This window comes from Terriglobia bacterium (assembly GCA_036496425.1).
In the GTDB taxonomy this organism is placed as follows: Bacteria; Acidobacteriota; Terriglobia; order 20CM-2-55-15; family 20CM-2-55-15; genus 20CM-2-55-15.
In genome coordinates this window covers 37,844-57,747 of record DASXLG010000248.1, presented here as the reverse complement: position 1 = coordinate 57,747, position 19,904 = coordinate 37,844, and the positions used below count along the sequence as shown (strand labels likewise).

Below are 19,904 nucleotides of genomic sequence, written 5' to 3'. Positions count from 1 at the left end.
ATTAGTCGGTCATGGATGACGAAAAAGTTAAGAAGTGGATCCACGACCTCAATAACCGCATCGGGATGGTCCTGGCCAATGCCGAGCTGATGCAGTTCGAGAAGTTGACGCCAAAAGCGCTCGAGCGCACCAGGCTGATCGAGGAAAAAACCCTGGAGGTCCGGCAACTGATCCGGGATTTAGCCGAGCATTTGCTGGAGTAGGGAATATTGTTCTGGAATCAAGGAATGAATTGTCGGGCGAGGCCATTCCCCGCCTTTTCAAGGCGGGGTGCCCGAGCGATCAAACGTTAGAACGCTCGGGCGAGGCGGTTATCCAGGAATCGCGCAGCGCACCTTATTTGTTGAAGTTACTAACAACCCCGTCTGCGCCGCTAAGGAAACGGGCCATTTGTTAATGGCGCAGCCACCCCGCCTTGGAAAGGCGGGGAATGTCTACGCGACAATTCATTCATACCTGCATAACCGTTTTTGGCTGATTCCCATCTTTCCAGTCAATGTTTTGACCTTTCCCTGACCTAACCCCTTTCCTTTCAACACCTACGAAACGGCACAGTTCGTGCATTGTCCTTGACTCGTAAAGAGGAGACGAATTGTGCCTGAAGAAACAGTCGAAGAACTACAGGAAGTAAAACCGGCGAAATCTTATGCGTCGATCGGCAGGATGCTGGTGATTGTGCTCCTGGCCATCGTATCCAGCGCCGGTGGCGGATTCATTTCGTTTGTACTGATCAATAGAACTCTGAACGCTCAAGCCAGAGCGGCCAATCCGGACAGGGCGAAGGAAGCCGAGCAGCAAAGGATCGCTGCCATGCTCGAGAAGAGTGCGGTGCTGCCGCTCGAGCCCTTTGTCGTCAACCTCGCCGACGAGGACGCGGCTCGTTACCTCAGAATCAAGATCAGCCTTCTCGTCGACGACAAATCGAAGGTGGCGCAGATTGCCGCCAATCAGCCGCTTCAGCAGAAAGTTCGCGATGTCATTCTGCAGAGCCTGACAGCGAAGACTTCGCAGGAAATCATGAACGAAGAAGGCAAGAACAAACTCCGTCACGAGCTGCAGGACAAGGTAGCCCTGTATTTCCGCGATCCGAAAGTCGTGGACGTGATGTTCACCGAATTTGTGATTCAACTATGAGCGACAAACCAGAACAATTCGCAGTACCCGCCGACGCGATGTTGCGCGAGCTGAGCGCGGTTCAAGACATTCCGTTGCAGGTTGCCATCGAAGTCGGCCGCATGCGGCTTCGCGTCCGCGACATGATGAACCTTTCGCCGAACTCCGTGATCGAGCTCAAAAAGCCGGCCGGAGAGCCGTTCGACATCTGCATCAATGGTATGAAGGTGGCGCGCGGTGAGGTGATCGCGGTTGACCAATCATCCGGCGTGCGGATCATTGAAATCCAGAAGCCTGGAGGTCTGGTCTGATGATAGCGTTTCAAGTAATCGGCTCACTGGTACTGCTTCTCGGCGGACTGGTCCTCGTGCTTCAGCTCATGAAGAAGTACGTTCCGGCCATGGCGGGTCCGCGCGATCTATCGGTCATTGAGCAGCTTCATCTCGGCGATCGATGCCGTCTGATTGTCGTCAAAATCCGCGGTGAAGAACTCCTGATCGGCGTAACTAAGGAATCGATTTCCATTCTGGACAAACTGGGAAAATGAACTTTTCATTGTTCAATTTAATGCTTGCGACTGTGCCGGCGGCGGCGGCTCCGGCGACCTTGAAGCTCGACATGACGAGCGCGAACGGCCAGGTTCAGATGAACATGCCCGTGCAGATCATGATCCTGCTGACGCTTCTGACCTTTCTGCCGGCCATTATCATTTCGCTGTCGTCGTTTACCCGCATCATCATCGTTTTTCATTTTTTGCGGCAGGCGCTCGGAACTCAGGAAGCGCCGTCGAATCAGATCCTCATCGGCTTGGCCCTGTTCCTCTCGTTCTTCGTGATGAATCCGACGCTGACGAAGATGTACAACAGCGCCTACCAGCCCTGGTCTACAGGCCAGATCGACCAGTCGGAAGCGCTCGACCGCGGCGCCGCTCCGCTCAAGGAATTCATGCTCAAGAGCACGCGCGAAAAGGATCTGCAGCTGTTCGTCGAGATGTCGGGAGCGCCGAAGCCGAAAACGCCGGCCGAGCTCTCGATGAGCGCGGTCATGCCGGCGTTCATGATCTCGGAGATCAAGACCGCGTTTCAAATCGGCTTCGTGCTGTTCCTGCCGTTCCTCGTCATCGACATGGTGGTCGCATCCGTCTTGCTTTCGATGGGAATGATGCAGCTGCCTCCGGTGATGGTGTCGTTGCCGTTCAAGGTGCTGCTCTTCATTATGGTCGACGGCTGGAATCTCGTTATCTCATCCCTGGTGAAAAGCTATGTCTGAAGAAATCATTCTGCGTCTATCCAATCAGACTCTCGAAACCGTGTTGATGGTCAGCGCGCCGATGCTCGGAGCGGGTCTCATCGTCGGTATTATCATCAGCGTCATTCAGATCATCACCTCGATCCACGACCAGGCGCTGGCGTTCGTGCCGCGCATCATCGTGACGTTTGTCGTCTTCCTGATCGTCTTCCCCTGGATGATGGGAACGATGGTTTCGTATACGCACACGCTGCTCGCATCATTTGAGCCGTACGTCCGGTGAAGTTCGTTTCGCTCGCAATCCCTTACCTTTATTTATTGCATGTCCTCATTGTCAGTATTCGTGTGGGCTCGACGCTGCTGTTCGCTCCGATCTGGGGCTATTCGGGTTTGCCTCAGTATCTGAAGATTGTCCTGGTGTTTTCGATCTCGGCGGCAATGTCGGTGATCATTCCGTATAACCCCCAGGTTTATTCCAATCCCGGACTGATTTTGCCGGCAGAATTCCTCATCGGGCTGCTCCTGAGCATGGGCATCCGGATCGCATTTGCGGGACTCCATCTCGGCGGCCAGCTTCTAAGCGTATATCTCGGATTCTCGGCGGCCCAGATGACGGATCCGACGACGCAGAACCGGTCGACGGTCATGGCCGGATTTCTGACGATGCTGGGCTACGTCATGATCCTGGCGTCGAACCAGCACTATGTGATGTTTCGCGCACTGGCGGACAGCTACAAAGTGTTCCCGATAGGCGCGACGATCACGACCAATCAGTGGTTCAGCTCGCTGATGGAAGTATCGAAGGAAATCTTTGTGATCGGCTGGAAGATCGCTCTGCCGGTCTTCCTGGCAACATTTCTGATCGAAATCACCGTCGGCTTCGTCGCGAGAATGCAACCCCAGATCAACACCGTGGTCCTGGCAGCGCCGTTGAAGATTCTTGTCGGACTCGTCGTCCTGGGCGCTTCGCTGGCATTTTTGCCGCGCGCGATGGGACCGATCATGGAAACCATGGTCCTGAGGAAATAATCCAGTGGCATCGGGAAGCGGGGAACGCACAGAAAAAGCGACTGCGAGGCACCGGAAGCAGGCGCGGGACAAAGGACAGTTTGCCTACTCCCAGGAACTGACTGGCGCGATAACGCTCGCCGCCAGCGCCGTGACGGCTTTCTACTATCTCGAATCGCCCGCCGGTTTCCGCTCGCTGTTCGCCAGTCTGCTTGAACAAGCCACAACCGGGGACAACTCTCAACTCATTCATCAGGCGGGAGTCTACTTTCTCTTCGCCGTGGCGCCTGTATTCACGGCCGCGCTGGTGGCCGCTCTGGCCGGCAACTTTATTCAGGGTCTTCCCGTTTTCGCGCCCGAAAAGGCCGGACTCCGTTTCGAGAATTTGAATCCTGCGCACGCGCTCTCCAGGTTGAAGGGTCAGCTTTCCTGGATGCAGTGGCTGAAGCTGGTCGCCATGGTGAGCGTGGTCGCGCTGATCGCATGGAAAATGCTCGCTGCCTCATGGAATGATCTGGTAACGCTTCCGGCGCGTTCAATCGACGCGTCGAACGCGGTCATCCGCAGCCTGACCATCCGGGTGGCGAGTTCCCTGATTGCCGTCGTCGTCATTCTCGCGATCGCCGACTTCTTTATTCAGCGCCGGAAATTCGAGCAGAGCATCAAGCAGACCAAGGCTGAAGTCAAAGACGATATGAAGGCCACGGAAGGCAGCCCCCTGATTAAAGGCAAGATCAAATCCATTCAGCGCGATTCCGCGCGCCGCATGATGGCCCGCGTGAAAGAGGCCGACGTCATCGTGACCAACCCCGGCCATCAGCCCGTCGCGCTGGAATACAAGCCCGACCGGATGGGGGCTCCCCGGTTGATCGCGAAAGGCCGCCAAATCAAAGACCTCGGCCTCGAGCACGATATTCCGATGATCGAAAATGGCCCGCTGGCCAGCGCGTTATATAGCAGTGTCGACATCGAGCAGGAAATCCCGCCGGAACTGTACAAGGACGTCGCCGAAGTCCTCGCGGGGGTGTACAAGGAGAAAATTAGCCGCAGATGACGCGGATGACGCGGATGGGGGCGCCCCCATCTGCGTCATCCGCGTCATCTGCGGCTAATTTCCTTCTTCAGGGCAGGTTCCAACACTTTAAGCATGTTCTGAATCACGATCGCATACCCGTCGGCGTTGGGATGAGCGCCATCGGAAATCAAAAGCTCCGGATGGCCCTGGACTCCTTGCAAAAACGGGATGACCGGAACGTCCATTTCCTTCGCCAGAGCGTCGAGGTAGGCAAATCTGCCGCCGGCAAAGAAAATCTTCGCGCCGCCGGGCTTGAACCTTTGAATGAGCGTGCGGACGTTTCCGATGGAGACCGCTCGCGGAATTCCCTGCGAGATGTCATTCCCGCCAAGCTGAATGATGACGATATCCGGCTGGATCGCCAGCGCACGGGTCAGCCGGCCCATGGCTTGTGTGGTCGTGCTGCCGGTCACTCCCTGATTGATGACGCGGTAGTCGTATCCGCGGCTCTTCAGCGCCCGTTCCAACTGGGCGGGATAATTAGACTCCGCTGGAACTCCATAGCCGGCCGTCATGCTGTCGCCCATCGCCAGGATAACCGGCGTGCGGGGACTCGCCTGAAACAGAAAAAGTAAAAGCGCAAGGATAGTTGTCATTGGTTTTCAGTTGCGGCAGCTGAAGCTGGCCGCGTTTTGCGGGTCGCCCTGGCCCGAATATGCCGCATAAGAAGGATACGCGCAGAGCGGCCGGGATCGCACCGGTTGCGTGCGGCTTTTCGCGGTGACCGCATCCGGAGCCTTGCCGTTCTCGACCCAGTTCATGATGGCCGACAGCATATCGAAACTGTCGACCGTGGCTGTACCTCCCTGGCAGTGTCCCATCCCGGGAACAAGGAATAGCCGGCTCCAGTCCTTGACCTTGTCCATGCCGCCGCTTTCCCGGCTCATGGTTTCGTAGTAACCGATGGTGTCGAGGGGAGAAAACCAGGGATCGCTCATGCCGTGATAGAAAATCATTTTTCCACCATGGCCGGAAAACGTCGAGAGGTTTGTCCAGAGAGCATCGCCGGCGGTGGCGGTCGCGTTGGTGTTCAGATCGGAAGCGGCTTTTTCCGCGTCGAATGTGGTGCCCGGCGGCGGATTTACCGGGCTGTTGCCGCCGCTGCGGAGAATGCCGGGAATCCCGGCGGGATCGATGATGCCGGCGTCATACGGAAAAGCGGGATAGATCGCGTTGCCGCGGGAGTCTTTAGGTCCCGCAAAGGCTTTCTGAAGCCCTGCGGCCTGAGAGGAGCTGAGACAGCTTTCGGCCTTCGCCCCGCTGCAGACCAGAGTGGCGGGATCGAAGTTGCACGCTTTGGCGTTGAAGATCAGTCCATCCTTCAGGCCGTCTTTCTCGTCGCAGGTCTTGACGATGGAGTCGACAACGAGCTTCTTGTCCGAATCGGACATCTTCGGAGTGACGCCGTTCATCGTTGCGGCGAAGTAGGCCAGGCCGAGATTGGAATGGCCGGTCCGAATCGCGGGATCTCCGGACACGATGCCGTCGAAGTACGACGGATAGCGCTGCGACATGATCATTCCTTCGCGCCCGCCCGTGGAGCATCCGACGAAATACGAGTGATCCGGCGGCCGGCCGTAATACTTCGCGACGATTTCCCTGGCAACCGGTGCGACGCGGCCGTTTGCTTCATAGTAAAAATCGAGCGCCGCCTGCTGGTCGGCCATGAAACTGGAGTCGAATCCGCCGGAAGTTGCTTTATGGCCGGTATCTGTCGTGACGACCGCAAAGCCGCGGGCCAGTGCAGACATATCTCCTGCCGCCTGCGACCCGGTCGGATTTGCCACGTTTCCGTTGAGCCCGCCGCCGCCCTGAAACAGAAACCGCCCGTTCCAGTTATCCGGCAGCGCGACCGCGAAACCGATCCCGTATGCTTTTCCGCCTGCCCCGGTCCGCGCATCGATGACGCCGTCGACCCGGCACCGTGCCGGCAGGTTGTCTGAAGGTTTTTCCGCCTTCGTAATCGTGACGGACATGCCGGGCATCTGAAAGGCGGTCATATCCCCACACGCCAGAGCCAACACGAGAATGAGCGGGTTCATGGCGCGGAGTATGTCACAAGAAAACGGGGGAAGGAACACAAGAAGCATTGCACCATTGCATCATTCGAAGTTTTTGCATTTCAAATTTAAAATGCAGAAACCTCCAATGATTCAATGGTGCAATGCTTCTTGTGTTCCTTCCCTCGTAGTACTATCGCACCATGCCCAGCAGAAGGTCTCTACCGATTGCCCTGATTCTTGTCCTATGTTTGATTGCTGCCGTCCATGCGCAGACGCCCGCGATTCAACCGACGCAGAACCCGCTGTTGTGGCGGATCGAGGGTCCGGTCCCCAGTTATCTCTACGGTACGATTCACATCCCCGACCAGCGTGTGCTGGCGATTCCCGATGTCGTGAAGAAAGCGCTCGCCGTCTCCGACGCGGTCTATACAGAGATCCCGTTCGACAGCAACTCGCTCCAGACGGCCGCCGGCGCCGGCCAATTGCCGGAATCGCAGGACCTGCGGAAGGTCGTTGGCGATGCGGTCTTTGAGCGCTTTCTCAAAGTATTTGCCGGCGGCCTGGGCAATAGCTTTCCACCGGCTGCGGTTCAGCTTCTCACTCCCGTGCTGTCACGCATGACGCCATTTGCGGCGGCCGAACAACTGGAACTGATCGAATACGTTCCCGACCTGCTCGCCGGACAACTGCCTCTCGACCTCAAGCTTTACAACGATGCGGTTCAAGCCGGAAAGGAAACCGGCGGCATCGAAACGCTCGAGGAGCAGACGTCCATATTAAACAGCGTTTCCATGGAAGATCAGACCAAATTGCTGGTAGCTGCCCTCGATGAAATCGAGCATCCGAAACCCGGCGAAGAAAATCCGATCCATCGGCTGGTGAATCTCTATCTCGCCGGCGATCTCGTTCCTCTTGCCGCCGAACTCAATAAAGAGGATCCGGAAGAGCAGATTCTCGGGAAACAGTTCCAAACCCGGTTGCTCGACGATCGTAACGTCCGGATGGCCGACCGCATCGCCGCGAAATGCAGCACCAACAAAACCCGCTCGTATTTCTTTGCGGTCGGCGCGGCGCATTACGCCGGCGAAACCGGTATCGTGAATCAATTGATGAAGAAGGGCCTGAAGGTCACCAGACTCAAACCTGCCGACGCGGCCTCGCTGGTCCGGAAGCCTGCCGCCTGATCCAAGACTCTTTCTGGCCGATGCGGGAAATGTAGCGGCTGGTGCCGGAACAGAGGGGATTGGCGCTGTTCCACATTTGATTGATCATACACATAAGTGGGCGATACTATACACATGGGGGTGGTCCAATTGCGAACCAACATCATCCTGGATGATCAGTTGATAACTGAGGCTCAGAAGCTGACATCCTTGCCAACGAAGAAAGCTGTGGTTGACGAAGCCTTGCGAACGCTCATCCGTCTGAAGAAGCAGGAAACAATCCTTTCACTCCAGGGCAAGATCCACTGGCGTGGAGACCTCGACTCCTCGCGAACCGGGCGCCCTCGTGCCGGCAATCGTTGACACAACAGTTTGGATCGACTTCTTTCGTGATTCGAAAAGCGAGCAAACCGACCTTCTCGAACGCATCATCCGTCGTGGCGAAGCTGCACTTGGCGATGTGATCCTGAGCGAGGTCCTGCAAGGTATCGATTCTGACAAAGAGTTCCGTTCCGTGAAGCGCCATTTCTCAAATTTTCCAATCTACCTGATGATCGGGCGCCGGAACGCTATCCAGAGTGCTGCAAATTATCGCAAGCTTCGAAGCAAGGGAATTACAGTCCGCAAGACCGTCGACTGTTGGATCGCCACATTCTGCATCGAGCGCGGCTTTCCACTCCTCCACAACGACCGCGACTTCGATCCATTCGAAGAACACCTCGAACTGAGGGTTTTGCGTCAATTTCCATACTCCGTCGGATAGGGCGCGACAGTTGCCCAAAGGTTTATTACTTTTCCATTCCCACGGGTCCCGAAGCTTGCGCACGAAAGTAGTAGCACTGTCTATCCTCGATCTTCCTGTTTTCATGGAAAACTGGCATACTTATCTTTATGGGACGCGGAGACAAACCGAAAAAAGAAAAGAAGAAGCCGAAGAAGAAAACCTAGGCCGTCTGTTGCCAGCGCGGAATGTTTCCATGGGGAAATCGCCGTGTGCCTGTAGAGACCTTGACTTCAGCGCCTTCCGATATCGTTCCAAAACTTACGTTTTGAGACGTTCAGACTTGTGTTAGTTCGCCGAAGGCCGTGCCGCTTGGTCTAATGAGGAGGTTCTCAACAGGAATTCTTCGCGGCTCCAAGATCAATCCCCAGTTGTTCCTCGACCGCGGCCGAGAGGCGGGCAAACGCGCTTCCCGGATTCCCTGGGCGGCGGGCTGGGGCGAATCATTCTCGAGCGGCGTCAGATCGCGACAGGCATTCCCCGGAAGATCCGGCCATAGCCGTTTAAGCTCGCTCCGATCGCTTCGTCCTCTTTAGCCTGGCTTCAATTTTGCGCCGCTCTTGCTTACCACCAACGCGTATCCCGGCACGTCTCGATTTTGCTGCAGGTGAGACGGGTTGCTGCCGAAGCCCGGCCGTGCTACACTAACTTAGTGATTCCGCAGTATTTACGCGCATATTTTTGGGACATTGACGATGGATCGTTCGATCCTCACGCCCACCCGGAATACACCATCGAACGCATTCTCGAGCTGGGGGATTCGAAGGCTGTTGGCTGGCTGCAGGAGCAGTTTTCGGAAGAGCAAATCAAAGAGGTGATACGGACCAACGGGCGGCTCACTCCTAAATCGGCCAATTATTGGGCTTTGATCTACCAGATTCCGGCGCACGATGTAGCCGTTCTTCGTTTATTAACGCATGCAAAACGCTGATTGGCATCCGGAGGTGTTGCCGGAAGAGGCGAAAAAGACGCTCGCCAGGTTGAGCCGCATGCCGGTTCTCGCTTCGTTTTATCTGGCAGGCGGCACGGCTCTGGCGCTGCAGCTGGGATACCGGACGTCCGTCGATCTGGATTTTTTCTCCTCTGAGACGGTAGAGGAAGATCCTCTCTTGAGCAAACTACAATGCCTTGCAGGGCTGGCAATCCAATCGAAAGCGCCGGAGACCTTGCACCTTCACATCGGCTCTACGAAAGTCAGTTTCCTTGGATACCACTATCCGATACTGTTTCCGTTCACGACCTACGAAGGAGTAGCCGTTGCCGATCCGCGGGACATCGCGGCAATGAAACTCACCGCGATTGCCAGCCGAGGAACCAAGCGTGACTTCGTCGATTTGTATGTATTGTCCCAGCAGTACGGTTTGGATGAGATTCTTCGTTTGCTTGAACGAAAGTTTTCCCCAGCGAGCTTCAGCGATATCCATCTGAAAAAATCGCTCACATACTTCGCTGACGCCGAAAAAGATCCGATGCCACACATGCTGCGGCCGATGACCTGGAGCCAGGTCAAGCAGTACTTTCTCACGATCGTTCCCAAGCTTTAGTTTGCTTGTACTTGATCAGATCATACGTCTGTGCACGGCGTTGCCCAATTATCATAAACGAGTTACCGTTTGAGGTTATGAAGGGTATCACCATCAAGCTTCCTGACGAAACACTGCGCCGGCTCCGGCGTCAGGCGGAGGCTAGCGGCCGCAGCATCGCGGCACTGGTTCGAGAGCGCGTTGAGAATCCGTCCGGCGTTGGAGTCCAATCCGTCTATGCCGCCACCTCCGACCTCGCCGGCGTTTCGAATGGCGTGAAGAAACCCGCCACGAATTCACGGCGTAAGTTTCGGCGAAAGTGAGATGGCTCTCAAGGCCGGGAGCCGGGGCATGCGGAGGGGTGGGAATGCGCCAGTCGCCTTCTTCTCTGATTCGGTGGTGTTAAGCGGAAAAAGTGATCCGCTTGAACAACACGCCGCGGGAGGGCGGCGCGAGTGAAATCGTGCGGGTCCTGAGGACGATCCTCAATACCCGCGATGTTGGAACGACCGACAGACGATGTGCCCGTTCTTTCATCATCGCGAAACGCCACCGAGTACGTCAGGATTCTTCGTCTCTCGAACAATCTCCTGAAAGGTAGGCTTCCGTCCGGATTTTATTTGGCTGATGAATTGGCTCATAGGTGCAACGGTGCTGACATTGCTCATACCCGGCCTCCACCATGACAAACCTCGCGCCGGGTTACCCAGGATGTGGCGGATGAACATGCTGGAAGAATCCACGGGCAGTGTGGCGACGTTTTCGTAGAAGGTCTGTTTCTGCGCATCACTGAGATAGGTTTCGACATTGGAAATGTAGAACGCCCCCACTGTTGCTTTGTGCTCGGTCAGATAGCGGCCGATATTGCGGATCACGGCCGGCCCGGCGAAATCACCGACTAACGGAACGATCAGGTTCTTGCGCTGCATCTCACGCACGTACAGATAGTTCTCTTCAGCCGACAGGAATGACGAGTTGTGGCCGGTACTATCGGTGGTGTTCATCATCCGGGTGTAGGTCCCCTCTCTGGAAGGCCCGAGCCCCACCGGAGCTGCACTGGCAAAATAGTAGTTGATGCCTGGTCCACCACGAGTAAAAGCGTCAAAGACCTTGTCGATGCTGCGGATGTCTTCGCTGGTGAGTTCATAACCATGTCTGGTCATGTACGCTTTGATGGCCGCCAGGTTCTTTGCCGACAGATCGGGATCCACTTTGGCGCTCTCGTAGGCGGTAAAAAGCGCCGCCGGTGTTGTTTTGCTGTCGAGGCCAGCGGGCCTCGGGCGCGAGAACAGATTGCTCACAAAGTCAGCGCGCTTTGGAGACATGTCGAAGAGCGCTTTGTACATCAGCATCTCGACCATGTTCTGCCGGCGGATGTCGATGACGAACGCCAGCTTCGACTGCAATACCGCCGCGTACGTGAAATTTTGCTCGGGACCGACGCCGATATAGACCCGGCCCGGCTTCGTGGTCTTTTTGAGTGCCGGAACCACGTCCTGGTATTGAAGCTCGTTAGAGATGAAGTTTTCGTAGGTATACGTGCCACCCGGCTCGGAAAGGTCCACGATCATCCGCCAGAAATCCTTGTCGCTGATTTCGGCAGGCAACGCTGTGGTCTGGACCACCATCGCGGGGACTAATACTGGAAGAAGACCTGTAACCGCGACAACGATTGCGGCTGCAAACAGTGACCTGCGAAAGGTCATAAAGCCTCCAAATACGGAACGGGTTTGAGGTGACCGAATGCGCTTCGACTCCAGGAAACCAAATACGTTTGATCGTGCCGCGAGGTTCCGGGACACCGAATTATCTCCTGACGAATTTGGTGTCTGTCCCCAGAACTCCACGAGTCAGTTTTCCGAAGGGCGTTGAATTGAATCAATAACCAGCACGTCAACAGGCGCTTTGCCGCTTTCGAGCTTGAGACCAAGCTGCTCCTGAAGTGCGGTGAAGATGGTGGGGCCGGATATATCGGGGTTACCCGACAACTCGTCGGGAACGAATTCGAGGCGGAAATCGAAGTCACCTGACGGAGTGCGTGTTGCCGCCGTTTCACCGCGGGGCGGAGACGCTGGGTCGAAGGTAGCGACCTCTTCGTCGGATTTGGGGGGAGTCTGGTCGCTCGATAACTTCATCTTTAAACCACCGTTTGCGACGAGCAGATTGAAGACCGGAAACTCTCGCGTCTCGTGGTGTACTTTCAGCTGAAACCGATCTTCCAGAAGCGATCGGACCATGAGCCACACCTGCTCGTTCGGAATTGCGCGTGGATCGCCTTCAATCTTGGCTTCAATATCGAAACGGTCGTTCTGTATCCAGCCGGGCCCGCCAATCAACCGATCCCTCGTGAGCCACTCATCGGGAAACCCGTATGCCCTCTGGATCAGCAATACAATTGGGTAGTTTTCTGCGATAAAACGATTGCCTTCCGTTCCAAGGATGCCCGGAGGACCTCCTGACTTGTTCGTTTTGACCGAAGCCACTTCAAACTGAGGGCGGGCGGACTGCGCATGCGCCGCCCCGTAGACGACGAACATAATGGCCGGAAACGCGAATGCAATGTTCCTATAGCGCATTTTCAGTTCTCGGTTGACTGCGCAGGAATGGCTGGGTTGGCCAACTTGATGGAAGCCACATCAAACAACACCTTGCCACCTGCCGCTTTCTGCCACTCGGGTACCTTATCCACGCCCGTTTGTGCAAGCACGAGAGCGCCTGAACGACTCAGCGCAATCAGTAACGCGAGCAGGATTCTACCGGAGCTGCGTCGCATGGTTTCCTCGTTTCCTCCGTCATCGGCAAGGATTCGTCTTCTATTTGCTAGACAGAGCAGCGGCTCCTTTCGTTCATTAGTTTTCGGAAAGCTTCTGCACGGAGCGGAATTGAACAACAATCCGGCTTCGCTTTGTAAAGAGCACCCATTCAGCCTGGAATCCACCATAAGTGACGCGCTGCCAAGGACTTGCTAGGGTGAAAGCAGATCATTGAAATCGCCTGATCATCAGACCGGAGGCCGCGCCGATCGCGTTAGCTGTTGGTTCGCTATGCGCAGCCTCTATGGCCTGCCGGCGAGCGAATCATTGACGTTGGCAACGGGTTCGCTGCTGTTTGTCGAGCAGTTTCTTTACCAGTGCCCCTTTGGTAGCATTCGACTGTGATTATAATAAATCCATTATAGTCGTCGGCTGGTATTATGCTCCACAAGTGAGTGGGAAAGAGACCAAACCACAGCTCGCGGAGATCCATTGGGAAGGCGATGTAAGAACGTGCTGGCAAGCTTTGCGGAAGGACCACGAGGAGATCTCGGCTTTGCTCTGTTCGAACTGCAACAGGCCGTCAGCCCATGATCGAAACACGCCGCATGGAATCGGTAGGTCCTGGTGTTTACGAGCTAAAAACAGCCGATGAGCGGACGTGGTATCGAGTCATCTACCTTTCGAAGATCGAAAACGTGATCTACGTGCTTCATTGCTTCGAAAAGCAGAGCAGGAAGACGGACTAGCGGGATGGTTCGGAAACGAATAGAGGAAGAAAGAAAGCATGCGAAGCGATCAAAGAAATAAACCAAGCCATGTCACACGTGGAGACGTTTTCCGCGATTTAGGCCTTTCCGCCGGGAAAGCTCTGGCATTGAAATTCAAGGCCAACATACTCATTGCCATTGCTGATGAAATCAAACGGAAGAAATATACACAGGCAGATCTCGTGAAGGTTCTCGATGAGCATCAGCCTGTTGTGAGCAATCTTCTATGCGGCAAGATTTCGCAAATGAGCATTGAGAAGTTGCTTATCTATGCAGATCGGCTCGGCCTGGCTTTGGATGTTCGTAGATCGCGTTCCCGGTCACGCGGCCGCCCCGCGGCATAAATCATCTGTGGGTTTGCGACAATGACCCAATGAACAATACTAAAAAAGCGACCAACACCTTCCCGCGCTACGCGGCTTCACGACCAAGGCAGTTGCAATTGGCGAAACAATGCTTACGCAACCAATCAGGATCAACTGATGCTCTTTTGCACGGTGGCGTTCCGCTTAATCCACACACCCATACGGAAATTCGTTCAAGAGAGATCGAGGGCGCCTGGCACCGCGTCCTTTGATTCGCTGATTTTTCCCGCGAATGACTCTTCGGATCGTCTGAACGGCGCGGAAAAGGTGTCCTTTAACGGCACCCTCGCTGATCCCCATGACTCCGGCGATTTCGACCATCGTCAAATCATGAGCGAACCGGAGTCGAAAAGCGGTTGACTGCTGCATCGAAACGAAGCTGCTGGCACTCCAGATCGCCTGAACCTTTTCCTTGACCAGCAGGAGCGTCTCCGGGGAGCTTTGGGTGCGGGCATGATCATCGTTCAGGCAGACAGGGTCGCGTTCCGCGGCACGCCTGGCTTGCCGCCGCGCATGGCTCCTCAGAACATTAATGGCAATGTGCGACAGCCATGTCCGGACGCTTGCATCCTGCCTGAAGCCTTGCCAGCCTCGCCATGCGTGCGAAAAACATTCTTGCGTGAGATCACGTGCCGTGTCCCGATCGCGCTCAAACTTCGTGATCAATCCAAATATGCGCCCCCAGTTTCGACGTACAACTTCGTCGAAATCCAATTCTGCTCCGGAATCGTTTGTGCGTTCGGCTTCCATCGATACCTGGACTCCTTCAGAGTGTTAATACTCTCCAAACCCGAAATTCGTTGACATCTTCCTTCAACAAACGCTCGGGCACATGGCATGCGGAAGTCCATCTCTGAAGTTGCGTTGTATCAATAATCTGAATTCGGCGCCGTAACCGTGAAGTGTCCGGTCCTGGGACGAGATGTCGAATTTCGGGACGGCAAACCCATGTACCTTTATTGCAGGGCGCCGTTCGGCGGTAATTCAATTTTTCAGGCCGAAACCCGGGAGAGTCATTTAACCATCCCTCATTTACTTCTCTGGATTGTGGCTGCAACAATATCCGCAACTGCCCGGACAGGTCTTCATGCTTCTGTAAAGTTTCTGCATGAAGAAGGACGGAAGATCCAAGACCGATCCGGCGAAATCAATGAGTGTTTGACTTGAACGTCACTGGGCCCTGTAACTAAGAATCCATTACAGATTTCCTGGAAGATATAATCGCCGCGATGATCGCAACAGGATCGCCTGGGGGCTGGACGGAAGAAGGTCGCACCGTCAAGAGATGGAAACTCTCTGATTTGTTTCTTCCTGCCGTTTGGATGGCCCTCGTCGCCTGGAGGCCTTTTGTTCTAGGTTTCTATCACGACGACTGGTCAACAATCGCGGACTTTGCGCGACACGGCGCGCCCTTTTCTGCCGCACGATTTAATGCCGTCCTGGCGGTTTTCGCCCCGCGCCCAATCTATGCCCTTTTCATGGTGATCGTTTCATCGTTGCTGACTGCCAATCCGTTTATGTGGCAATGCGTTTGCGCATTGCTGACTCTCGCAGTGGCACACGCAATCCGGCGTTTTGTTGATGTATTCACGCCGACCTACAAGACGCCTGGTTTAATTGCGGGTGTGTGCTGGCTTGCATTGCCAACAGCGTTAGGCAGCACGGTCTGGCCGACTACCAGCGGAAGCCTTCTGGCTGTGTTTACATTTCTTGTCAGCGCACGGATTCTTCTTCGCAGTCAAGCATTTGAACCGGGAAAATACTGGCCTGCTCTTGTTCTGTATGCCATCTCGATCTTGACATACGAGACTTTCTATTTCCAATTCCTCTCCGTCATTGCGCTCGTTTGGTTTTCGCGAGAATCACGAATATCACGAAAGCAACTTTTGCAGTGTGTTGTTTGCTTCGGCAGCATCCAAACGGTTGCGCTCCTTTGGAATCGTGTAGCGGCGCACTATCTTCCCAGCGTATCCAAATCGTTTGCTGCAAATTGGTACCTAATCTTTGTCGGATCATTCGTTCGGCTACCGCACCAATTGTTCCTCGCGTTTCGGGAGGTCGCTTATCCTCTTGCGGCAGTAATCACGTTACTCGTGGCGATCTGGTGTTTGTCCCCACTCAAGCATTCATTTTTTGCGCCAGTGATTGCAGTCTTCGCGGCAATAATGTGCACTGGCGTCTATGCGATGGCAGGCTACGGTCTTTCGAGCACTGGTGTGTTTTCGCGAACATTCCTGGGGGTAGGCACATGGTTCTGTGTCGGATTCGGAGCAATTCTAGGTGCCCGGAGGTCTGCAACAACGCTCCGATCGGAACTCGCTTTGTCCGCCATTTTTATTGTGCTGTGCAGCATAGCGACGATATATCGGACGATGGATTGGGCACGATCATGGCAGCTACAACGGGAGATTATAGCTAGTGCGCCTGTTGGTGCCTTTTCGCACCTGCCATCCGGAGCTCTAGTCTTAGCCGATGTTCCTGCCGAAGTGGGCGGCGTAACGGTCTTCGAGGCCTACTGGGACATTACCGGGGCTCTGGGCGGTGAGATTCCATTTACAGTGAAGCGCGAACACGAATGGATCTCGACGTGGAACGGAACAACGCTCCGTCAAAGTTGGAACGATGGAACGGTTTTATGGGACCTGGCGGCCAAACAGTTATGGGTGTGGCGTTGGCCTGAGAATACTCTCACCCGAATCAGTTCCTATGGTTCTGTGCGTTGAATTCCGCATCGTTCTTCGAGTTTGATCTTTACCGTCAGGCAACGGGAATTTATTGAGGATTGCTCCGGATGATTTTCGGTTGGTTCCATAACATTCCTAACGGAGCACCCACTGACAGACCCAGCAATACAACCGAGGGTCTGGATTCGTTCGGAATCACTGTCTGGAATGGTCCGGAATACACAGAAGCTACCAGTCGACTTCAAAGTACCATGACGCCGGAGCAGGCTTCCGGAGCGGGGGAGAAGTTGACAATCACATTGTCTGCGCAAAACGACAACATTCGTAACCTGACGCTCCGGATCGCATGGGGCCAGTTGCAATTGATGACGCCGATCCAGGTATCAAAAAGAACGTGCAGCCGTTAAGCGCAAACAGGACGAGTGACCATTCGACCCATCCCACGGTGCGCAACGTGAGCGCCATGTCCTCGGTGATCCGAGCCTCGTTGGCGACTGCGGCCGCCCGATGCACAAAGAAGTAATCGAGGAAGAGAGCGGCTGCCAGCATGGCCATTGAAGCCAGTGTAAAGAAGTTCTGATCGGGGGAGCCTACGTTGTAATTGGCACAATGCCAGCATGAATATAGCGATTGAAAAGATGAAGTCGAAGCCGGGGGCCGACTTTCTTCCGGCAATAACCCTTCGAGCCTCCGAGCCGGCCGGCCTCAGCATGGCTTCCAGTTCCGCTTTGTTATGAACCAGCTCAAAATCAGCGAATGGGGTAATACCGTTAAACACGGTGGCCGGTGTACCGGGCAGCCGCACCGTCGCGCTGATCAAGATCAGTATGAAGGACGCAAATCCCGCCAAGCCGGCATTCCGGACACTTCGTTTTTCATTCGCGTAAAGCCTGGCCAATCAGGCGGCCTCGTTTTCCGCAATCTGTTGATCGATTTCAGCGCGATAGGCGCGAACGTAGGCCCATGCATTGGCGAGATCCGCAGCTTTCAATGTTGGATAATTTCGAAGTAATTCCGCTTCCTGTGTGCCCAGCCTCCGTGCCTGTTCGAGCAACCAAACTGGAATCCTGGTCCGCACGATACATGGCTCGCCGCCACATATGTTTGGATTGGACTCAATTCCAGGAAACGCGTCTCCGAGATCTCGTGTCACCCACTGCAGTACCTGCGCCTTTTCTCCACGCGTCAGCTGGGCCAATAGTTTTTCGGCCTCCTCAAGTTTGCTCACGGTCCTATTATAGTCCCGGCCCAGTACTACGCTAACGCTTCACCCCGGTATGAAGCGGGATCGGTTTCGGTTTTTCCTCCTCGACATGCTCGGCGATACCGAGAGCCTGGCCTTCCAGTTCGTGCTTCTTTCGACGCGCGGCGTCGAGTGCATCCTGCAGGACTAAACCGGCCGCAGAGCGGCGGCGCTTGCCGCGCTCACGCCATCCGATGAGCTAGCGGCCTTCGGGAAGCGCCTTCGAATCGTATTTGTCGTTGCCTTTTTTGGGAACAGAGACGCTCTTCCACTCGATCGAGAAATCACCCAATTGCTTCATCCGCATATCGGCAGACGATCTCCAGCGAATGCAAGAGGCAATCAACGAAGGCTGGGAAACGGCGAATCCGCGTGACCACTAAACGGCCCCCGGCTTTCTTCGTATCACGCATGCCCGGGTGCCCGCCGCTTTAGCGTCGGGAGAGCCTTAATCGATTTCCCCGCTTTCTGTTCCGCAAGCCGCAATTCAAAGAGACTCTGAAGATTCAGCCAAAACTGGGCGCTCGTACCGAAAAAATGAGCAAGCCTCAGGGCTGTATCACCTGTGATAGCCCGCTCACCATTTACAATTTCCGTGATGCGGTTCGTAGGTACCTTGATTTGCCGCGCGAGCGCCGCGGCGCTCATCTCCAGGGCCTTCAGATCTTCGGCGAGTACTTCGCCGGGATGAATTGGTATACGTGCCATTCAAAAAACTCCTTAGTGATAATCAATAATCTCCACGTTCACGGGTCCGGGAGAGCCTTTGGGCCATTCAAAACATATCCGCCATTGATCATTAACGCGAACGCTGTACTGCCCTTTCCGATCTCCCTTCAAGCTTTCGAAGCGATTGCCGGGCCGGAGCAAATCCGCCAGAATCGTTGCCGCGTCGAGTTGCGCAAGCGTGTTCTCCGCAGCGTGCTCGATCCCAGAGAAGGCCTTGACTCGTTTCCCCTGGACAAAGTCTCTTGTGTTCTTGCCGCGGTAGCTAACGATCATCTTGACTATTGCTCTCGCCGATATGCGTTACGTTAAGCATAACACACCGCCATTCTAGGCAATCCTCATTTTGCCGCATGTTCGCTCGCGAATCGGGGTCCGAATCGGGTTTAAAGGATCATCCGTCCCTATCTGGAGGCGATGACGTGACTCGGGATCTCGCAGCACCCGTCCGGCAATCCTCGCGAATTCGCTGCACGGTTATCGCTTTATCCTGAAAGGTCTGTCAAATTGAGTCGATCCCGGATGGGATTTCATTGATCCGGCGTCTGGGACCCCTTCCCATTGCTCTCATGCCACAGCCGGATCGGTTTCGGAGTTGAAGCCCTCGGACATTAACGCGACGTCCCGCCGGCGGGCTCTTTGCCGGCGATCCTCATTGGTTTCCAACTCCGCCGACCTCCAGCGTTCCCCTTCCCGCTCTCTTAGAGAAGAACGGGAACGGAAGGCTTGTCCTCTCTCATTCGATCCAATGTGCTTTATTCGGCGGCGTTCAACGTGTGATTCAACCCTGGAGTTATCTGAGGTGGCAACCCTGCGTCAGCGGGCCGCGTAACAGGAGATCACAGACCGCAAAGAGACAGCCTCCGTACCTATACGCATCAGAATTCACTTCCGGTATTGGCGCAGGCGGTTCTCGAAATTGATGCCAGTCCCGATCTCGTCGTAGTCCTTCCACATTCCGAAAGCGGGATTATCGAGAAGAGACTTTCCGCGTTTCTCCGAAGAGCTTCCCTGATCGCCATTCCCCTTCTTCTCCATCGGGTACGCTTCGACCTCAGTCCCTTCCTTGAGTGGGACATCTTCGAGAGGCTTGAAGATGCCGTTCTCGTAGACTGCTTTGATGCTCATGTGGTTCACCTGCGGTCAATTTTAACGCAATGCTGCTAAACCGTCTGATCATCTAGAACTGCTATACGGGAACCTTTTTTGCCGCCAATCGCGCAAATTCCGCCAATTAATTCACGACATTCGCGTCATTGGCGGCTCTTCCGCTGGCCCGTTCTAATCGCCAGCGTGTTCGAGCGCAAGCTCAGGATTGAAGACGAATAAAGCGGAAACGCCGCACAAGCCGACAAACATGAGGAGCACGGCGAGCCCCATGTAACGCTCGTTGTAGGAGACCGCAATGACGCCTGAGAGCGCCGCGGTCCGCATCAGACCCGCTCCGAA

Annotated in this window: 28 protein-coding genes and 1 pseudogene; 17 read left to right on the top strand and 12 right to left on the bottom strand. The window is 55.1% G+C overall.

Annotated features, from left to right (window positions below; translation table 11 throughout):
• The first annotated feature begins 11 nt into the window (after positions 1-11).
• From VGK48_17770 to VGK48_17735, 8 genes are all read left to right on the top strand, one after another.
• A complete protein-coding gene (locus VGK48_17770; GenBank protein HEY2383028.1) occupies positions 12-203 on the top strand; it encodes a hypothetical protein in 192 nt (63 codons plus the stop codon).
• Positions 204-594: 391 nt separating this feature from the next.
• A complete protein-coding gene (locus tag VGK48_17765; GenBank protein ID HEY2383027.1) occupies positions 595-1,134 on the top strand; it encodes a flagellar basal body-associated FliL family protein in 540 nt (179 codons plus the stop codon).
• Positions 1,131-1,424: a flagellar motor switch protein FliN gene (gene fliN, locus VGK48_17760; GenBank protein HEY2383026.1), complete on the top strand. Its 294-nt coding sequence runs from the start codon at positions 1,131-1,133 to the stop codon at positions 1,422-1,424. The genes VGK48_17765 and fliN overlap by 4 nt, the downstream gene beginning before the upstream one ends.
• Complete coding sequence (locus VGK48_17755; GenBank protein HEY2383025.1) at positions 1,424-1,660, top strand: flagellar biosynthetic protein FliO; 237 nt, start codon at positions 1,424-1,426, stop codon at positions 1,658-1,660. Before fliN ends, VGK48_17755 begins: the two co-directional genes overlap by 1 nt.
• Entirely contained in the window at positions 1,657-2,382 is a 726-nt protein-coding gene (gene fliP, locus VGK48_17750; GenBank protein ID HEY2383024.1) for a flagellar type III secretion system pore protein FliP, read from the top strand. The genes VGK48_17755 and fliP overlap by 4 nt, the downstream gene beginning before the upstream one ends.
• Complete coding sequence (gene fliQ / locus VGK48_17745; GenBank protein ID HEY2383023.1) at positions 2,375-2,644, top strand: flagellar biosynthesis protein FliQ; 270 nt, start codon at positions 2,375-2,377, stop codon at positions 2,642-2,644. Before fliP ends, fliQ begins: the two co-directional genes overlap by 8 nt.
• Complete coding sequence (locus VGK48_17740) at positions 2,641-3,390, top strand: flagellar biosynthetic protein FliR (GenBank protein HEY2383022.1); 750 nt, start codon at positions 2,641-2,643, stop codon at positions 3,388-3,390. The genes fliQ and VGK48_17740 overlap by 4 nt, the downstream gene beginning before the upstream one ends.
• 4 nt (positions 3,391-3,394) lie before the next feature.
• The gene (locus VGK48_17735; GenBank protein HEY2383021.1) at positions 3,395-4,423 is read left to right on the top strand and encodes an EscU/YscU/HrcU family type III secretion system export apparatus switch protein; all 1,029 of its coding nucleotides are present in this window, start codon (positions 3,395-3,397) and stop codon (positions 4,421-4,423) included.
• A 44-nt stretch (positions 4,424-4,467) separates the two neighbouring features.
• Here the strand turns inward: VGK48_17735 and VGK48_17730 are convergent, their stop codons facing one another.
• Entirely contained in the window at positions 4,468-5,040 is a 573-nt protein-coding gene (locus tag VGK48_17730) for a GDSL-type esterase/lipase family protein (protein ID HEY2383020.1), read from the bottom strand.
• 6 nt (positions 5,041-5,046) lie between these two features.
• Entirely contained in the window at positions 5,047-6,486 is a 1,440-nt protein-coding gene (locus VGK48_17725; GenBank protein HEY2383019.1) for a DUF6351 family protein, read from the bottom strand.
• 161 nt (positions 6,487-6,647) lie between these two features.
• Here VGK48_17725 and VGK48_17720 point away from each other — a divergent pair, with 161 nt between their 5' ends.
• From VGK48_17720 to VGK48_17695, 6 genes are all read left to right on the top strand, one after another.
• Positions 6,648-7,631: a TraB/GumN family protein gene (locus VGK48_17720; GenBank protein ID HEY2383018.1), complete on the top strand. Its 984-nt coding sequence runs from the start codon at positions 6,648-6,650 to the stop codon at positions 7,629-7,631.
• Positions 7,632-7,727: 96 nt separating this feature from the next.
• The gene (locus VGK48_17715; GenBank protein HEY2383017.1) at positions 7,728-7,973 is read left to right on the top strand and encodes a type II toxin-antitoxin system VapB family antitoxin; all 246 of its coding nucleotides are present in this window, start codon (positions 7,728-7,730) and stop codon (positions 7,971-7,973) included.
• The gene (locus tag VGK48_17710) at positions 7,957-8,373 is read left to right on the top strand and encodes a PIN domain nuclease (GenBank protein HEY2383016.1); all 417 of its coding nucleotides are present in this window, start codon (positions 7,957-7,959) and stop codon (positions 8,371-8,373) included. Before VGK48_17715 ends, VGK48_17710 begins: the two co-directional genes overlap by 17 nt.
• 670 nt (positions 8,374-9,043) lie before the next feature.
• On the top strand, positions 9,044-9,322 hold the full coding sequence (locus VGK48_17705; protein ID HEY2383015.1) for a hypothetical protein: 279 nt from the start codon (positions 9,044-9,046) through the stop codon (positions 9,320-9,322).
• Positions 9,309-9,935: a nucleotidyl transferase AbiEii/AbiGii toxin family protein gene (locus VGK48_17700; protein ID HEY2383014.1), complete on the top strand. Its 627-nt coding sequence runs from the start codon at positions 9,309-9,311 to the stop codon at positions 9,933-9,935. Before VGK48_17705 ends, VGK48_17700 begins: the two co-directional genes overlap by 14 nt.
• 77 nt (positions 9,936-10,012) lie before the next feature.
• On the top strand, positions 10,013-10,237 hold the full coding sequence (locus VGK48_17695) for a CopG family transcriptional regulator (GenBank protein HEY2383013.1): 225 nt from the start codon (positions 10,013-10,015) through the stop codon (positions 10,235-10,237).
• 213 nt (positions 10,238-10,450) lie between these two features.
• Here the strand turns inward: VGK48_17695 and VGK48_17690 are convergent, their stop codons facing one another.
• The 3 genes from VGK48_17690 to VGK48_17680 all read right to left on the bottom strand — a co-directional run bounded on the left by VGK48_17690 (position 10,451) and on the right by VGK48_17680 (position 12,687).
• Positions 10,451-11,620 (bottom strand): hypothetical protein, encoded by a 1,170-nt coding sequence (locus VGK48_17690; protein HEY2383012.1) that lies wholly within the window; start codon positions 11,618-11,620, stop codon positions 10,451-10,453.
• A gap of 144 nt (positions 11,621-11,764) precedes the next feature.
• Positions 11,765-12,490, bottom strand: coding sequence for a TIGR03435 family protein (locus VGK48_17685; GenBank protein HEY2383011.1), 726 nt, complete (start codon positions 12,488-12,490; stop codon positions 11,765-11,767).
• A gap of 2 nt (positions 12,491-12,492) precedes the next feature.
• On the bottom strand, positions 12,493-12,687 hold the full coding sequence (locus VGK48_17680) for a hypothetical protein (protein HEY2383010.1): 195 nt from the start codon (positions 12,685-12,687) through the stop codon (positions 12,493-12,495).
• Between the two features lie 564 nt (positions 12,688-13,251).
• On the opposite strand from VGK48_17680, the pseudogene VGK48_17675 reads away from it, so the two are divergent.
• Together VGK48_17675 and VGK48_17670 are read left to right on the top strand one after the other, a co-directional pair.
• Positions 13,252-13,416: pseudogene (locus tag VGK48_17675) on the top strand (type II toxin-antitoxin system RelE/ParE family toxin).
• Between the two features lie 38 nt (positions 13,417-13,454).
• Entirely contained in the window at positions 13,455-13,781 is a 327-nt protein-coding gene (locus VGK48_17670) for an XRE family transcriptional regulator (protein HEY2383009.1), read from the top strand.
• A 165-nt stretch (positions 13,782-13,946) separates the two neighbouring features.
• Here the strand turns inward: VGK48_17670 and VGK48_17665 are convergent, their stop codons facing one another.
• Positions 13,947-14,552, bottom strand: coding sequence for a sigma-70 family RNA polymerase sigma factor (locus VGK48_17665; GenBank protein ID HEY2383008.1), 606 nt, complete (start codon positions 14,550-14,552; stop codon positions 13,947-13,949).
• A 479-nt stretch (positions 14,553-15,031) separates the two neighbouring features.
• Between VGK48_17665 and VGK48_17660 the strand changes: the two genes are divergently transcribed.
• The gene (locus VGK48_17660; GenBank protein ID HEY2383007.1) at positions 15,032-16,525 is read left to right on the top strand and encodes a hypothetical protein; all 1,494 of its coding nucleotides are present in this window, start codon (positions 15,032-15,034) and stop codon (positions 16,523-16,525) included.
• Between the two features lie 255 nt (positions 16,526-16,780).
• Here VGK48_17660 and VGK48_17655 read toward each other — a convergent pair whose 3' ends face one another.
• The 6 genes from VGK48_17655 to VGK48_17630 form a co-directional block, all read right to left on the bottom strand.
• Entirely contained in the window at positions 16,781-17,041 is a 261-nt protein-coding gene (locus VGK48_17655; GenBank protein ID HEY2383006.1) for a hypothetical protein, read from the bottom strand.
• A 343-nt stretch (positions 17,042-17,384) separates the two neighbouring features.
• Complete coding sequence (locus tag VGK48_17650; protein HEY2383005.1) at positions 17,385-17,714, bottom strand: DUF433 domain-containing protein; 330 nt, start codon at positions 17,712-17,714, stop codon at positions 17,385-17,387.
• A 420-nt stretch (positions 17,715-18,134) separates the two neighbouring features.
• Positions 18,135-18,437 carry a HigA family addiction module antitoxin gene (locus tag VGK48_17645; protein ID HEY2383004.1) on the bottom strand — a complete coding sequence of 101 codons (303 nt, stop codon included), beginning with the start codon at positions 18,435-18,437 and terminating at the stop codon, positions 18,135-18,137.
• Between the two features lie 12 nt (positions 18,438-18,449).
• Positions 18,450-18,731: a type II toxin-antitoxin system RelE/ParE family toxin gene (locus VGK48_17640; protein ID HEY2383003.1), complete on the bottom strand. Its 282-nt coding sequence runs from the start codon at positions 18,729-18,731 to the stop codon at positions 18,450-18,452.
• A 609-nt stretch (positions 18,732-19,340) separates the two neighbouring features.
• Positions 19,341-19,583, bottom strand: coding sequence for an antitoxin family protein (locus tag VGK48_17635; GenBank protein HEY2383002.1), 243 nt, complete (start codon positions 19,581-19,583; stop codon positions 19,341-19,343).
• A gap of 153 nt (positions 19,584-19,736) precedes the next feature.
• Entirely contained in the window at positions 19,737-19,889 is a 153-nt protein-coding gene (locus VGK48_17630; protein HEY2383001.1) for a hypothetical protein, read from the bottom strand.
• Positions 19,890-19,904 lie beyond the last annotated feature (15 nt).

Excerpts from the sequence above, each read along its gene's own strand:
- VGK48_17770 (HEY2383028.1), top strand. The coding sequence starts at position 12 with ATGGATGACGAAAAAGTTAAGAAGTGGATCCACGACCTCAATAACCGC.
- fliN (HEY2383026.1), top strand. The coding sequence starts at position 1,131 with ATGAGCGACAAACCAGAACAATTCGCAGTACCCGCCGACGCGATGTTG.
- VGK48_17755 (HEY2383025.1), top strand. The coding sequence starts at position 1,424 with ATGATAGCGTTTCAAGTAATCGGCTCACTGGTACTGCTTCTCGGCGGA.
- fliP (HEY2383024.1), top strand. The coding sequence starts at position 1,657 with ATGAACTTTTCATTGTTCAATTTAATGCTTGCGACTGTGCCGGCGGCG.
- fliQ (HEY2383023.1), top strand. The coding sequence starts at position 2,375 with ATGTCTGAAGAAATCATTCTGCGTCTATCCAATCAGACTCTCGAAACC.
- VGK48_17730 (HEY2383020.1), bottom strand. The coding sequence starts at position 5,040 with ATGACAACTATCCTTGCGCTTTTACTTTTTCTGTTTCAGGCGAGTCCC.
- VGK48_17725 (HEY2383019.1), bottom strand. The coding sequence starts at position 6,486 with ATGAACCCGCTCATTCTCGTGTTGGCTCTGGCGTGTGGGGATATGACC.
- VGK48_17720 (HEY2383018.1), top strand. The coding sequence starts at position 6,648 with ATGCCCAGCAGAAGGTCTCTACCGATTGCCCTGATTCTTGTCCTATGT.
- VGK48_17700 (HEY2383014.1), top strand. The coding sequence starts at position 9,309 with ATGCAAAACGCTGATTGGCATCCGGAGGTGTTGCCGGAAGAGGCGAAA.
- VGK48_17695 (HEY2383013.1), top strand. The coding sequence starts at position 10,013 with ATGAAGGGTATCACCATCAAGCTTCCTGACGAAACACTGCGCCGGCTC.
- VGK48_17690 (HEY2383012.1), bottom strand. The coding sequence starts at position 11,620 with ATGACCTTTCGCAGGTCACTGTTTGCAGCCGCAATCGTTGTCGCGGTT.
- VGK48_17685 (HEY2383011.1), bottom strand. The coding sequence starts at position 12,490 with ATGCGCTATAGGAACATTGCATTCGCGTTTCCGGCCATTATGTTCGTC.
- VGK48_17680 (HEY2383010.1), bottom strand. The coding sequence starts at position 12,687 with ATGCGACGCAGCTCCGGTAGAATCCTGCTCGCGTTACTGATTGCGCTG.
- VGK48_17670 (HEY2383009.1), top strand. The coding sequence starts at position 13,455 with ATGCGAAGCGATCAAAGAAATAAACCAAGCCATGTCACACGTGGAGAC.
- VGK48_17665 (HEY2383008.1), bottom strand. The coding sequence starts at position 14,552 with ATGGAAGCCGAACGCACAAACGATTCCGGAGCAGAATTGGATTTCGAC.
- VGK48_17660 (HEY2383007.1), top strand. The coding sequence starts at position 15,032 with ATGATCGCAACAGGATCGCCTGGGGGCTGGACGGAAGAAGGTCGCACC.
- VGK48_17655 (HEY2383006.1), bottom strand. The coding sequence starts at position 17,041 with ATGGCCATGCTGGCAGCCGCTCTCTTCCTCGATTACTTCTTTGTGCAT.
- VGK48_17645 (HEY2383004.1), bottom strand. The coding sequence starts at position 18,437 with ATGGCACGTATACCAATTCATCCCGGCGAAGTACTCGCCGAAGATCTG.
- VGK48_17640 (HEY2383003.1), bottom strand. The coding sequence starts at position 18,731 with ATGATCGTTAGCTACCGCGGCAAGAACACAAGAGACTTTGTCCAGGGG.
- VGK48_17635 (HEY2383002.1), bottom strand. The coding sequence starts at position 19,583 with ATGAGCATCAAAGCAGTCTACGAGAACGGCATCTTCAAGCCTCTCGAA.
- VGK48_17630 (HEY2383001.1), bottom strand. The coding sequence starts at position 19,889 with ATGCGGACCGCGGCGCTCTCAGGCGTCATTGCGGTCTCCTACAACGAG.